The 14,104-nt window shown below is 64.5% G+C and carries 11 protein-coding genes; 4 read left to right on the top strand and 7 right to left on the bottom strand.

The genetic code is table 11. The features are described from left to right. Position 1 precedes the first annotated feature (1 nt). From exbD to JQ573_RS01145, 6 genes are all read right to left on the bottom strand, one after another. Positions 2 to 466 (bottom strand): TonB system transport protein ExbD, encoded by a 465-nt coding sequence (gene exbD, locus JQ573_RS01170; RefSeq protein WP_212315072.1) that lies wholly within the window; start codon positions 464 to 466, stop codon positions 2 to 4. A gap of 3 nt (positions 467 to 469) precedes the next feature. Further along, positions 470 to 1,474 carry a tonB-system energizer ExbB gene (exbB, locus tag JQ573_RS01165; protein WP_212315074.1) on the bottom strand — a complete coding sequence of 335 codons (1,005 nt, stop codon included), beginning with the start codon at positions 1,472 to 1,474 and terminating at the stop codon, positions 470 to 472. A 3-nt stretch (positions 1,475 to 1,477) separates the two neighbouring features. Then, a complete protein-coding gene (locus tag JQ573_RS01160) occupies positions 1,478 to 2,167 on the bottom strand; it encodes a Fe2+-dependent dioxygenase (RefSeq protein ID WP_212315075.1) in 690 nt (229 codons plus the stop codon). Positions 2,168 to 2,187: 20 nt separating this feature from the next. Then, a complete protein-coding gene (locus JQ573_RS01155) occupies positions 2,188 to 4,746 on the bottom strand; it encodes a TonB-dependent siderophore receptor (RefSeq protein ID WP_212315077.1) in 2,559 nt (852 codons plus the stop codon). 228 nt (positions 4,747 to 4,974) lie between these two features. Then, a complete protein-coding gene (locus tag JQ573_RS01150) occupies positions 4,975 to 5,214 on the bottom strand; it encodes a hypothetical protein (protein WP_092085525.1) in 240 nt (79 codons plus the stop codon). 127 nt (positions 5,215 to 5,341) lie between these two features. After that, the gene (locus tag JQ573_RS01145) at positions 5,342 to 5,803 is read right to left on the bottom strand and encodes a MarR family winged helix-turn-helix transcriptional regulator (RefSeq protein WP_212315079.1); all 462 of its coding nucleotides are present in this window, start codon (positions 5,801 to 5,803) and stop codon (positions 5,342 to 5,344) included. A gap of 182 nt (positions 5,804 to 5,985) precedes the next feature. On the opposite strand from JQ573_RS01145, the gene JQ573_RS01140 reads away from it, so the two are divergent. The 3 genes from JQ573_RS01140 to JQ573_RS01130 all read left to right on the top strand — a co-directional run bounded on the left by JQ573_RS01140 (position 5,986) and on the right by JQ573_RS01130 (position 10,917). Continuing rightward, positions 5,986 to 7,155, top strand: a complete 1,170-nt coding sequence (locus JQ573_RS01140) for an efflux RND transporter periplasmic adaptor subunit (RefSeq protein WP_212315081.1) — start codon at positions 5,986 to 5,988, stop codon at positions 7,153 to 7,155. Continuing rightward, on the top strand, positions 7,152 to 10,298 hold the full coding sequence (locus JQ573_RS01135; protein ID WP_212315083.1) for an efflux RND transporter permease subunit: 3,147 nt from the start codon (positions 7,152 to 7,154) through the stop codon (positions 10,296 to 10,298). Before JQ573_RS01140 ends, JQ573_RS01135 begins: the two co-directional genes overlap by 4 nt. 64 nt (positions 10,299 to 10,362) lie before the next feature. Beyond that, positions 10,363 to 10,917 (top strand): invasion associated locus B family protein, encoded by a 555-nt coding sequence (locus JQ573_RS01130; protein WP_409334691.1) that lies wholly within the window; start codon positions 10,363 to 10,365, stop codon positions 10,915 to 10,917. 139 nt (positions 10,918 to 11,056) lie between these two features. On the opposite strand, the gene JQ573_RS01125 is transcribed toward JQ573_RS01130, so the two are convergent. Continuing rightward, the gene (locus tag JQ573_RS01125) at positions 11,057 to 13,342 is read right to left on the bottom strand and encodes an arylsulfatase (RefSeq protein ID WP_212315087.1); all 2,286 of its coding nucleotides are present in this window, start codon (positions 13,340 to 13,342) and stop codon (positions 11,057 to 11,059) included. A gap of 117 nt (positions 13,343 to 13,459) precedes the next feature. On the opposite strand from JQ573_RS01125, the gene JQ573_RS01120 reads away from it, so the two are divergent. Then, the gene (locus tag JQ573_RS01120) at positions 13,460 to 14,104 is read left to right on the top strand and encodes a TetR/AcrR family transcriptional regulator (RefSeq protein WP_212315088.1); all 645 of its coding nucleotides are present in this window, start codon (positions 13,460 to 13,462) and stop codon (positions 14,102 to 14,104) included.

The raw sequence follows: 14,104 nt of genomic DNA, 5'->3' as shown, positions 1-14,104 counted from the left end.
GTCAGGGTTTGGCCGGTTCGGCCTGCGCCGCCGCGGGCGCTCCCGGAACGCCCTCGAGCGTGACCAGCTTGACATGCGTGTAGCCGCCGGCGCGCAGCAGCTCCATCACGCCCATCAGCTCGCCATAGGGCACCATGCGATCGGCCCGCAGGAACACGTATTTGTCCCTGCTCATGTCGGGCACCGCATCGAGCGAATTGACCAGGTCGGCCCGCTTCACCGCGTTCTCGCCGATCGCCAGCGTCAGGTCGGGCTTGATGCTGAGATAGGTCGGCTTGTCCGGCTTCTTCTGCGGCGTCGCGCTGGAGGTCGGCAGATCGATCGGCAGATCGACGGTCGAGAGCGGCGCCGCCACCATGAAGATGATCAGCAGCACCAGCATCACGTCGATGAACGGCGTGACGTTGATCTCGTGGGATTCCGCGAAATCGTCGTCGCCATCGTTCTCGGAGATCGAGACTGCCATCGCCTACTCCGCCGCCGCGGCGCGCGGAAGCGCGGTGCGCGGAACGTCGCCATGGGTGCGATCGAGATCGCGCGACAGGAGCCGTCCCGCCGCGCCCGAGGCGCGGTTGACGAGCTCGAGATAGACCTTCGTAACGCGCGAGAAATGGTTGTAAATGATGACGGCGGGGATCGCCGCGACGAGGCCGATCGCGGTTGCGAGCAGCGCTTCCGCGATGCCCGGCGCCACCACGGCAAGGTTCGTCGTCTGCGACTTCGAAATGCCGATGAAGCTGTTCATGATGCCCCAGACGGTGCCGAACAGGCCGACGAAGGGCGACGTCGCGCCGATAGTTGCGAGCAGGCCCATGCCGACGCGGATCTTGCGGGCTTCGGCGCGCACGATCTCGGCAAAGCTGGACGCGGCGCGCTCCTTGATGCCGGCGTCGCTGGAGATGCCCGCCGACAGTCGTCCCTCGCGCATCGCGGCCGCAATGAACGACGACAGCACGCTGCCCTTGGCGCCGAGTGCGAACTGCGCTTCCGCCAGCGACCGCGATTCAGCGATCTTGGCGAGCGCGCCGCGCAGCTTGCTCTGCGCCACGGTCAGCTCGACCATCTTGGCGATGAACACAGTCCAGGTCACCAGCGAGGCGAAAGCGAGACCGAGCATCACCGCCTTCACGATGATGTCGGCGTTCAGGAACATGTTCCACGGCGACAATTCGTGCAGGCCGGTGCTGGTCGACTTCAGCACCTTGCCGTCGCCGTTCGCCGGCACGGCCGGCGACGCATCGAGCGCCGTCGGTGCAGGAGCCGCTGCGGCGGGTGCCGGCGCGGTCTGGGCAGCTGCCGCTGGCTGGGCCTGCGCAGCCGGCGGTTGGGCGACGGGTGCGGACTGAGCTCGGGTCACCGGCGCGGGCTGCGCGGCAGGCGCCGTTTGCTGCTGCGCCGAAGACGGCGCAGCCAGCATCAGCATCGCCAGCGAGGCGATCATGGCGGATGCAGCGGGGAACTTGAATGTCATCATCAGTTACACTTCAGCCCAGTGGCGGATCAGGTTGTGATAAATCCCGGTCAATTTGACCGTTTCAGGGTCATCGCGGCCCAGCCGCTCCACCAGAGCCTGGATCGCAGTATCGAGATCAAAGATCAGACTGCGCGCGTGGGCATCCCGTACCATGCTCTGCAGCCAGAAAAAAGACGCTACCCGGGTCCCCCGCGTGACCGGCGTGACCAGATGCAAGCTGGAAGCAGGATAAACGACGAGATCGCCTGCCGGCAGCTTGATTTCATGGGATCCGTAGAGGTCCTCGATGACGAGCTCGCCGCCATCATAGTCTTCCGGCTCCGATAAAAACAGCGTGACCGAGAGGTCGGTGCGGATCCGCAAGCCCGTCAGTTTGTCGCCCCGTACCGCATTATCGACATGCAGGCCGAAATGGTGCCCGTCGCTGGCGGCGTAGCGGTTGAACAAGGGTGGAAAGATTTGAAGCGGGATCGCCGCCGAGATGAAGCGCGGGCTTGCCGACAGCGCCGACAGGATCCGGTTGCCGAGCTGCCGCGCGACCTCGCTGTCGGGCGGCAGCTGCTCGTTGCGCTTGACCATCGCGGAAGCAGCCCCCGCAGTCGAGCGGCCGTCCTCCCAATCGCTGGCGTCCATGATGCGGCGGACGTCCGCCACATCAGCCTTGCTCAATACGTCGGGAATACAGACCAGCATCTTGTGCCGCGAAGCCTCCGTCAGTAACGCGCAGACACAACCAGATACGCAGCGCGTCCCGGCGCTTCCAGCACGAACGGTGCTGCGCTCTGGTACAGCGCGTCGTAGTAACGCTTGTCGAAGATGTTGTTGACGAACAGCTTCATGGTCCAGTGCTTGTCGATCTTCGCCTCGGCAAAGGCGTCGAAGCGCCAATAGCTCGGGATCGACGTGCCCTGGTTGGCCGCGAGCAGCGTGCCGCCATAGACCTTCGAGCGATACACCGCTTGCCCGCCCAGCTCCCACATGTCGGTGAGCTGGTACTTCGTCAACATGCTGAACGACTGATGCGCGACGTTGGCGAGCGGCAGTCCGACGTTGCTCGAATACAGGATCGTGTTGGCCGGCGGTGCCAGTGACTTCGTGACTTCCGACTGCATCAGCACGAGGCCGCCGAACACGCTCCACTTGTCCGTGATCTTGCCGCCGACGCCGAGATCGATACCGCGAATGCGGTAAGCAGCACCTGCGGTGATGCAGGACACGTTGCCGGTCGTTCCGGCCGGATAAACGCAGCCCGGGATCGCCGCGGCTGCGGTGGTGCTGTTGACGTTCTGCGCCTCGCGCGCGTTTTCCTTCTCGGTCTGGAACAACGCTGCCGTTACGAGCAAATGGCGGTCGAACAGCTCCCATTTGGTGCCGACTTCGATGGCCTTGTTCTTCTCCGGCCCGAAGATCTGGTTGTTGCCGCCGTTGAGAACCGGGTTGATGCCGCCATAGGCGGTGCTGGTGCCGTCGAACTCGGCGCCGACAGGGTTGGACGAGGTCGCGTACGCCGCATAGACGCTGCCATTCGGCAACGGCTTCAGCGTGAGACCAACGTTGAAGTTCGGCATCCCGAACTCGGCGGACTGCTGGCCGAGCGTGCCATTCGTCGCGAACGCAGACGTGTTGATCTTGTAGTCGTCGTAACGGACGCCGCCATTGAGGATGACGAAGTCGTTGTAGTTGGCGGAATCCATCACGTATCCGCTGACGGTGTCGATACCGATCTTGGTTGGTCGTCCCATGAGCGACGGGATTCCGAACGGCTGATTTGTGTTGACCGGGTTGAAGACGCTGACGCCGGAGAGCGAGCCGCTCCCCGTGAAGGACGATGTGCCGGTCGTTATTTCGGAGGCCAGGCCGGTGTAGCTATCGATCGAAGACCGCTCGTTGTCGTATTCGACACCGGCCGTCGTGGTGTGCTTGAACCCGAGGCCGTCGACCGACTTGTAGGTCGCCTCGGTCTGGTTGGCGAACACGTCGGTGACCTGGTAGCGGCTTTGCGGGTTGGCCGTGAGCGTATAGCTCGTGAACGGCGCGCCGGCGGCCAGCGTCGGCGATTCCGGCAGCGTGCCGATGTAGTTCTGGGTCGAACGCGATTCCCGGATCTTGTTGCTGATCGTCAGGTCCGGCGTGATCTGCACCTCGGCATTGATCGTGCCGATGTCCTGCCCGGTCCTGAAGAAGTCGCGATTGACGAAGCCGTAGAAATTGTTGCGGTTGACGCCGAAGTCCGGGAACGGGCCGCCGGCCGTGCTCGCGGTGCTCGGCCGGTAGTAAGGCACGCCGAAATCCGGGATACCGGTGAGCTCGGTGTGGATGTAGTTGCCGCTGATCTTCACCGCATCGACCGGCTTCCACGTTCCGGCCACGAACGCGCCGTCGCGATTGTCGGTGACATAGCTGCGGCCGGCGACGCCGGCATCCTGGAACAGGCCGCCGGCGCGGATCGCCAGCGTCGGGCTGATCACCTGGTTGACATCGAGCGTCACCCGCTTGGTGCGATCGGTGCCGAACGAGGTGTCCATGTTGTAGAAGCTGTTCTCCGTCGTCGCCTGCTTGGTGACGATGTTGATCGCGCCGCCGGTGGTGCCGCGGCCCGCAAAAGACGAGCCCGGGCCGCGCAGGATCTCGACCTGCTCGGTGAAGAAGTTCTCGCGGACGCTGACGCCGGCATCGCGTACGCCGTCGATGAAGATATCGTTGCGCGCATCGAAGCCGCGGATGAAGAAGCGGTCGCCGAACGCGTTGCCGCCCTCGCCCGTGCCGAGCGTGACACCGGCCGTCGACAGGATCGCCGATTTCAGCGAGGTGGCGTTCTTGTCTTCGAGCACGTCCTTGGTCAGCACCGTGACCGACTTCGGCGTGTTCAGGATCGGCTCGGGATACTTTCCCGATGCCTGCAAACGGTCGCCCTTGTACGGCGCGGCCGGATCCGCGTAGCGATCGCGGTCAGCGGGAAGACCGCCGGCGTTGGGAAACGGCACCGGGGCCTGCTGGGCCTGCTGATTGCTGCGGCGCGCGGCGCGGCGCAGCGCGTTGCGGGCGCGGACCTGGTCCGACGTGGGCTTTGACGTGACGGGCCGCGGGCGCGCGACCGGCGCATCCACATTCACCGGCGGCAGGTTGGATTGCTGCGCTTCGGCGCCCGAAAACGACGCCACCGCGATCAGGCTCGCGACAGCGGAGACCTTCGTGGCGGAATAACCGGTATCATCGGCCGAACCGATCGCCGCATCGAAGCGCAGCGATCTCGGCGCCTTCACATTGCTCATTTCTTGCACGCCCCCAGAAAAGCAAGTCCGTTCGCGAAACCACCGTGCGACGAACTGTCTCTTTCGGTTATCGAGCGCGACTTTTTTTATCAATGCGATCAGCGCCACAGTTGGCTTGAATCGCCCCAATTCAAAGCGATTCTAATCTGTGGTTTGAAATCGTTCTAAAACTCTGGTTTTTAGGTGTTCTAATAGTCGTTCTAAATTGGTGCCGAGATGCCTCGCCAATCACTCGGCGCTTGGCGGCTTCATCAGCGAGAACAGCTCGTCGATGGTCCGCTGCGCGACCTGCCGCACGCGGTCGCTGTTCTCGAGGCCGGCGATATTGACGCCGCCGACGACCGCTTTGATCTCGTCGCGGAAGTCGGTGAGAAAACGCAGCGGGTCACGCTGCTCGTTGGCGACGCGCGCGATCAACCCGGTGACCAGGATCTGGCACGCCATCATGCGCCCGTTCAATTCGTCCATCGCTGCCCTCGTCCTCTCGCACCGTCGCTGCGCGATATGAACGACATCCCGCGGCGTTTCAACCGTGTAGCGCAAGCTGCATCAGGTGAACGGAGGAAGCGCAGGTCTGGACGCGACGAGACGCGCGCTATTTCGCGGCGATGTGCGCGGCATCCTCGCCGAGCGCCTTGATGCGATCCTTGACCTCGCGCAGCGTGGCCAGTCCGCTCTCGACATGTTTGTCCGATACATCACGGAGCACGTCGCCGGCGATCGCATCGCGCAGACTGTCGAGATCGTCAACGAGACGGCGCCCGCTCTTCGTCAGGAACAGCCGATTGGCGCGGCGGTCCCGGGGATCGGGACGGCGTTCGAGCAGGCCATGTTCGACGAGCCGGTCAAGCAGCCGCACCAGCGAGATCGGCTGCAACTCGAGCACGTCGGCAAGGTCGACCTGGGACAGTCCTTCCTGCTCGCGCAGGCGGAACAGCACGATCCATTGGGCCCGCGTGGTGCCTCGCGCCTTGGCGCGATGATCGATATAGTTGCGCAGCAGCCTGGAACTCTCGACGAGTTGCGCAATGAACTGGCGTTTGAGATCGAGCGACATAGGGGTCCTCGGTGCGTTTCCCAGACGGAATATTTCTGCTCGTTTCTGGCCTAAACCTTTCCAAATGTTTAGGATTCTCAAGCCTTGGTGTGTTTACACATTAAGTGCACGCATATTATATCCGCAAGCTCTGTGAACCGTTTCGATCACCCTTTCTTGTTACGTCGAACCCAAGAGTCCGCATGTCAAAGTCACGCACCATCGGTTGGGTTTTAGTGATCGCTGCGGTCGGCGGGGCCGGTTATTTCGGCTGGCAGAAGCACACGGACAATCAGCTGGCGGCAGTAGCCGCGCAGAAGCGTTCCGCCCAGCGCCCGGCCGTGCCGGTCAAGATCGCGCCGGTCGAGAAGGCCGACTTCCCGGTCTACCTGACCGGCCTCGGCACGGTGCAGGCATTCAACACCGTCCAGGTCCGCACCCGGGTCGACGGCCAGATCACCAGGATCGCGTTCAAGGAAGGCCAGTTCGTCAAGGCGGGCGACACGCTGGTCGAGATCGATCCGCGGCCCTATCAGGCGACGCTCGACCAGGCCAAGGCCAAGAAGGCCCAGGACGAGGCCAATATCGCCAACGCCAATCTCGACCTGCAGCGCTACACCAAGCTCGGCGAGTTCGCGACGCGCCAGCAGCTCGACACCCAGCGCTCCACCGTGGCCCAGCTCACGGCCCAGATCGCGGCCGACGACGCTGCCATCTTCAATGCCCAGACCCAGGTCGACTACGCCACCGTGAAGTCGCCGATCGACGGCATCGTCGGCCTGCGACTGGTCGATGTCGGCAACATCGTCAACGCCTCGGCGGCGACCGGCATCGTGACGATCACCCAGATCGAGCCGATCACGGTGATCTTCACCGCGCCGGAAGACCAGCTGCCCGATATCAAGGCGGCACTGGCGGTGGCGCCGCCCAAGACCATTGCCCTGACCACCGACGGCAAGCGGGTGCTGTCCACCGGAACCCTGGCGCTGATCAACAATCAGGTCGACACCACCAGCGGGACTGTCCGGCTGAAGGCGGTGTTTGATAACAAGGACCATGCGCTGTGGCCGGGCCAGTCGGTCTCGACCCGGCTCCTGGTCAGAATCTTGAAGGATGCCACCGTCGTCCCGGATGACGCGGTGCAGCATGGCACCGAAGGCCTGTACGCGTATTCAGTCAATCAGGAGAACAAGGCCGAGCTTCGCAAGCTCAAGGTCAGCCAGTCGATCGACGGCAAGTCGGTGATCGAGGAGGGCCTGTCGCCGGGACAGCAGGTGATCACCGCGGGCCAGTACAAGGTCTCGCCGGGAACCCTGGTGACAACGGCGGTGGCGAGCACGGACCAGTCCCAGTCGAAGGTTACGCAGGAATGAGCGCCGGAATATCCGCACCATTCATTCGCTTCCCCATCGGCACCTCGTTGCTGATGGCCGGCATCCTGTTCGTCGGCCTCGTGGCCTATCCGCTGCTGCCGGTCGCGCCGCTGCCGCAGGTCGACTTCCCCACCATCCAGATCACCGCGACGCTCCCGGGCGGCAGCCCGGAGACAATGGCAACTTCGGTCGCCCAGCCGCTGGAGCGCCAGTTCGCGCAGATCCCCGGCATCGCGCAGATGACCTCGACGAGCTATCTGGGCACGGCGTCGGTCACGATCCAGTTCGACCTCAACCGCTCAATCGACGGCGCCGCCAACGACGTGCAGGCCGCCATCAACGCCGCCAGCGGCCAGTTGCCGAAGAATCTCCCCTCGCCGCCGACCTATCGCAAGGTCAATCCGGCGGACGCGCCGATCATGCTGCTGTCGGCAACATCGGACACGCTGCCGCTGACCACGGTCAGCGATTCCGTCGACGCCCAGCTTGCCCAGCAGATCAGCCAGATTTCCGGCGTCGCGCAGGTCATCATCGGCGGCCAGCAGAAGCCGTCGGTTCGCGTCCAGATCGACCCGGCCAAGCTGGTCGCGAAAGGCCTGTCGCTGGAGGACGTCCGCGCCGCGATCAACATCGCAACCGTCGACAGCCCGAAGGGCAATATCGACGGCGCCACCCGCGCCTACACCATCTATGCCAACGACCAGTTGCTCACGGCGGACCCGTGGAACGACGTCATCATCGCCTACCGCAACGGCGGGCCGCTGCGCATCCGTGACGTCGGCCAGGCCGTCACCGGGCCTGAGGACGCCAAGCAGGCCGCCTGGGCCAACGGCAAGCGCGGCGTGTTCCTCGTCGTGTTCAAGCAGCCCGGCGCCAACGTCATCGACACCGTCGACAAGATCAAGGCGACGCTGCCGCGGCTGGTGGCGGCGATCCCGCCGGCGATCAAGATCGAGGTCATCTCCGACCGCACCACCACGATCCGCGCCGCAGTGGAGGACGTCCAGTTCACCCTGCTCCTGACCATTTTCCTGGTCGTCATGGTGATCTTTGCCTTCCTGCGCAGCTTCTGGGCGACCGTCATCCCTGCCGTGACGGTGCCGCTGGCGCTGCTCGGCGCCTGCGCGCTGATGTGGGTGTTCGGCTACACGCTCGACAATCTGTCGCTGATGGCGCTGACGATCGCGGTCGGCTTCGTGGTCGACGACGCCATCGTGATGCTCGAGAACATCAGCCGCTACATCGAGGAAGGCGAGCGGCCGATGGCCGCCGCCTTCAAGGGTTCCAAGGAAATCGGCTTCACCATCGTCTCGATCAGCATCTCGCTGGTCGCGGTCCTGATCCCGCTGCTGCTGATGGGCGGCATCATTGGCCGCCTGTTCCGCGAATTCGCGGTCGTGCTGGCGATGACCATCTTCGTCTCGATGTTCGTGTCGCTGACGCTGACCCCGATGATGGCCTCGCGCTTCCTGCGCGCCCACAATGAGGAGAGGCACGGCCGGTTCTACCAGCTCAGCGAGCGCGGCTTCGACGCCATGCTGCGCGGCTATCAGAGCGGGCTCGACCTCGCGCTGCGCTGGAAGTTCACGACCCTGATGATCTTCTTCGCGACGCTGGCGCTGTCGATCTACATGTTCGTCATCATCCCGAAGGGCTTCTTCCCCCAGCAGGACGTCGGCCTGATCACCGCGACCTCGGAAGCCAGCCAGGACATCTCGTTCGCTGAAATGAAGGGGAAGCAGGAGGAGCTCAGCAAGATCGTCATGCAGGATCCCGGCGTGGCGACGGTGGCGATGGCGATCGGCGGCAGCGGCCGGGCCGGTAACAACGGCAACATGTTCATCACGCTCAAGCCGCTGAACCAGCGCGATGCCAACGCGCAGCAGATCATCGCCCGCCTGCGGCCGAAGCTGGAGAAGGTGCTCGGCGCCCGGCTGTTCATGCAGGCCGCGCAGGACGTCCGCCTCGGCGGCCGCCCGACCCGCACCCAGTTCGAATTCACGCTGCAGGACGCCAACCTCGCCGAGCTGAACGAATGGGCGCCGAAGATCCTCGGCAAGATGCAGACGTTGCCGCAGTTGCGCGACGTCGCCACCGACCAGCAGACCAACGGCACCACGGTCGAGCTGAAGATCAACCGCGACACCGCCTCGCGCTATGGCATTCAGCCGCAGCTGATCGACGACACGCTCTATGATGCGTTTGGCCAGCGCCAGGTCACGCAGTACTTCACCCAGCTCAACAGCTACCACGTCATCCTTGAGGTGCTGCCGGAGTTGCAGGGCTCGATCGATACGTTGAACAACATCTACATCAAGTCGCCGCTGACCGGCGAACAGGTGCCGCTGTCGACCTTTGCGAAATGGACCAGCACACCGGTGCGACCGCTGTCGATCAGCCACCAGGGCCAGTTCCCGGCGATCACCATCTCGTTCAACCTGGCGCAGGGTGTCGCGCTCGGCCAGGCGACGGACGCGGTGCAGAAGGCAATGATCGACCTCGGCGCGCCGCCAACCCTGAGCTCTAGCTTCCAGGGTACCGCGCAGGCGTTCCAGCAATCGCTGTCGACCGTGCCGCTGTTGATCCTGGCGGCGCTCGTGGTCGTCTACCTGATCCTCGGTATTCTCTACGAGAGCTACATCCATCCGATCACCATTCTGTCGACGCTGCCCTCGGCCGGCGTCGGCGCGCTGGCGATCCTGATGGCGGCCGGCTTCGACTTCTCGCTGATCGCGCTGATCGGCATCATCCTCCTGATCGGCATCGTGAAGAAGAACGGCATCATGATGGTCGACTTCGCGATCGCCGCCGAGCGCGATCAGCACATGGAGCCGGTGGCGGCAATCCGCCAGGCCGCCCTGCTCCGCTTCCGCCCGATCATGATGACGACGATGGCCGCGATGCTCGGCGGCGTGCCGCTGATGCTCGGAACCGGCACCGGCTCCGAGATCCGCCAGCCGCTCGGCTACGCGATGGTCGGCGGTCTGATCGTCAGCCAGGCGCTGACGCTGTTCACGACGCCCGTGGTTTATCTCTATCTCGACAGGCTCTCCAACGCGTTTGCGAACTGGGGCCGCTCGCCGCCCGTCGACCACGATGCCGACGATGGCGAGGACGGATCGGTCAAGCAGGCCGCCGAGTGACTTGACTTTTGCCCGCATACCGGCACACCCGAAAGATGTTCATTTGGGAGCCGGTATCGTGAAGATTGTCGCAAAGTCGCTCTTCGTCCTGTTAGCCGTGTTCAGCCTGGCTGATCTTGGCCACGCCCAGGTCCCCAAGGGCAAGAACGCGCCCGCGCCGGTTCCGGCAGTTGCTCCCGCCGCTCCTCAAGGTGACGCCCCATCCGGGAACAATACCGGCTGGGTCGCGCGCTGCACCAGCGCGAGCCGCGACGCGCCGCTCGAATGCGCGATGGAGCAGACCGCCGTGCTCACCAAAACCGGCCAGGTCATCGTGCTGGTCAATATCCGCGTTCCCGGCGACACCCGCGCGCCGGTTGCGCTGATCCAGCTTCCGCTCGGGTTGAACCTGCCCGTCGGCGCCAAGCTGCAGGTCGACGACGGCAAGGCCGTCGACGTGCCGATCCAGACCTGCGAGGCGCGCGGCTGCTACATCAATGCGCCGATCGCGGCCGATGTCCTCACCCAGCTGAAATCGGGCAAGCAGCTCAAGGTGTCGTTCCAGAATCTCGGCAAGGAGACCATCAGCATCCCGATGCCGCTCGCAGATTTCGCGACGGTGTATGACAAGATCAAGTAGCTTGCGGCGCGATCGTCGTGACGTCGTAGGGCGGGTTAGCGAAGCGTAACCCGCCGTCCCGCCTCGAGAGAAATGGTGGATTACGCTTCGCTAATCCACCCTACGCTGCGCCAACTCGCAGCGCTGCCACGGTCGTCGCCTACTGCCGCGCCATTTGCGCATTCCCGACGCCGTCGCCATCGAGCTTCTGGTCGTCATGCATGACGACCGTCACCTGCAACAGCCTGCCGGTGAATTCGAACGGCGCCGCGTAGTGCGAGACCGGGCTGCCGCGATCGCGGCCGATATCGAGCCCGGACCATGAGATGAAATTGTGGAAGCCGAGCTGGGTCTGCATCGATCCCACCGGCTCGCCGTCGATCGTCAGCGTGTATTCGGTAACGCCGGTCCGCGCCCCCTTGGCCGGCGGCTCCTTGCGCAGCAGCCGTTCGACATGCACACCGAGCCGCTGCGCGCCCGCAGGCACCCTGCGGCTGGAGGTGACGAGCTCATGGCCGCCGCCGACATTCAAATCGTGCACCAGAAAGCCGTCCTTGATGTAGAGGCTGTAGCCCGAGGTCGCGTCGCCATGCGCGATCAGCACGCCGCTCGCGCCCTCGTCGATCTCGACATGCGCCTCGATGGTGTAGCTGCGGCTGCGGACATCGGGTGCGACGTCGGTCGGCACGTGCCCCATGCCGGCATGAAAGGTGAACTTCGTCCGCGCGCCGTGAAAGCGCGCCGCGTTCTCGGCAAAGCGCGGCCCGAAACGATCGTCGAGCGGCAGCACGTTGTGCGCCTCGGCCTCGCGCCACCACTGTTTTGTCATCTGCTCCAGACGTTCGGGTTCCTTCGCTGCGAGGTCATCGACCTCGGAGAAGTCCTGATCGAGATGATACAGCTCCCATGTGTCGTTCTCGAACGGCGTGCCGGAGGGATGAAACGACACCGCCTTCCAGCCGTCCTTCCAGAGACCGCGATGGCCGAACATCTCGAAATACTGCGCCGATGTCTTCGACGGCGCCGCGGCGTCGTCGATCGATCGCGCAAAGCTCTCGCCTTCCAGCGGCATCTGCGGACAGCCAGCGATCTCCGCCGGCGCTGAAACTCCGATCAGATCGAGCAGTGTCGGCGTCAGGTCGCAGGCGTGCACGAATTGATGACGCAGTTCACCTTTGGCCTTGATGCGCTTCGGCCAGCTCATCACGAAGGGATCGCGGATGCCGCCGCCATGGGTGTTCTGCTTGTAGCGCCGCAGCGGCGTGTTCGAGGCCATCGCCCAGCCATGCGGAAAGTTGGAGTGCGTGTCCGGCCCGCCGATGTCGTCGATCCGCTGCAATTTCACCGGCAGCGGCTCGGGCCGGAAATTGTACGGCCCCATCGCGTTGACGAAGCCGAGCGGGCCGCCCTCCTGGCTCGCTCCATTGTCCGACATCACGATGACCAACGTGTTGTCGCGGATACCGGCCTTGTCGAGGAAAGCGATCAGCCGCGCCAGATGCCGGTCGGCGTGATCGAGCATGCCGGCATAGGCCGCCTGCAACCGCGTGAACACGCGCTGCTCATCGGCGGAATGCGCGTCCCACGCTTTCACGCCGTCGTTTCGCGCCGGCATCCTGGTGGCTTCCGGCACCAGCCCCATCGCCTTCTGCCGCGCCATCCGCTGTTCGCGCTCGACGTCCCAGCCATGGGCAAAGGTTGCGTCATAGCTCTTGATGATATCGGCGGGCGCCTGATGCGGCGCGTGGCAGGCGCCGGGCGCAAGCCAGGTCAGCCACGGCAGATCGGGGCGATCGGCCACGTGATCGGCGATGAGGCGGATCGACTGGTCGACCAGATCGGACGTCAAATGATAGCCGCTCTCGTAAGTCCCCGGCGGATCGATCTGGGTGTTGTCGGATACGAGCTCCGGCGCATATTGATCGGTTTCGGCGTCGAGGAAGCCGTAGAAGCGGTCGAAGCCGCGGCCGAGCGGCCAGCCGTCGAACGGACCGGTGGCGCCGCTCTCGGTCAGCGGCGTGACGTGCCACTTGCCGACCATGTAGTTGCGATAGCCGTGCTGCCGCAGCATCTCGGCAAGCGTCCCCGCCTCGCGCGCGATCTTGCCGCGATAGCCTGGGTAGCCGGAATCGAAATTGGCGAGGCAGCCGACGCCGACCGAATGGTGGTTGCGTCCGGTGAGCAGCGCCGCGCGCGTGGTCGAGCACATCGCGGTGGTGTGGAAGCCGCTATAGCGCAGGCCCTCGGCGGCGAGCCGGTCGATGGTCGGCGTCCGGATCGGTGAGCCGTAGCAGCCGAAATCGGAGAAGCCGACATCGTCGAACAGCACGACCAGGACGTTCGGCGCGCCAGCCGGCGGCTGGCGCGTGTCGGGCCACCATGGCTTCGAGGTCGCAACCGTCTTGCCGATGCTGCCGCCGAACGGCGGCTGGCGATGCTCGCTCATGGCGCTCTCCCTGTCCTTGCCGCAATTGACCCGCCGCCCGTTCCGGCACGATGCTGCCGGATTGCTTCAAATAATAATCCGAATTATGATTATGAAAATCAGGAGACGCAAGCGCAAATGCCGCGGCTTTCGGACCAGTTCGATCTTCCCGGCGTCACCCCCTCGCGTCAGAAACGCAGCCGCGAGACGACGCTGGCGCTGCTTGAAGCCGGCGCCGAGCTGTTGCGGACGCGGAGCCTTGCGGAGCTGTCGATCGAATCCTTATGCGGCAAGGTCGGCGCCACGGTCGGCGCCTTCTACAGCCGCTTCGAAAGCAAGGAAGCCTATTTCAACGCCCTGATCGCGCTGGCGGCGCAGGACGGCGCGCGGCATCTCGCCCGGATGGACAGCCCCGCCGGCAACCTTACGCTCGACGACCTCTGCTGCCGCGTCGTGTCGGGCGTCATCGGCTGGATCCGCGCCCACGAGGGCGTGCTGCGCGCCGCGCTCCAGCACGACGACACCCGGCCGGACAAGTGGACCACGTTCAAGAGCCTTGCGCGCGCGACCACCGAACACGCCACCCCGCTGCTGCTGCCTGCGATGGGCAAGGGCCGCAAGGCGGCGAAGACCCGCGCCATCGCCTTCGGCTTCCAGGTCGTGCTGGGCACGCTTGTCAACGCGATCCTCAACGATCCCGGCCCGCTGTCGCTCCGCGACAGGGAGATCGAGCAGCGGCTGGCCGATTGCCTCGCGCTGCTGCTGAAGGCCGAGATCAGATAG

It is taken from the genome of Bradyrhizobium sp. AUGA SZCCT0105, assembly GCF_018129565.1.
Taxonomy (GTDB): domain Bacteria; phylum Pseudomonadota; class Alphaproteobacteria; order Rhizobiales; family Xanthobacteraceae; genus Bradyrhizobium.
This window is presented reverse-complemented; position numbering and strand designations above follow the sequence as displayed.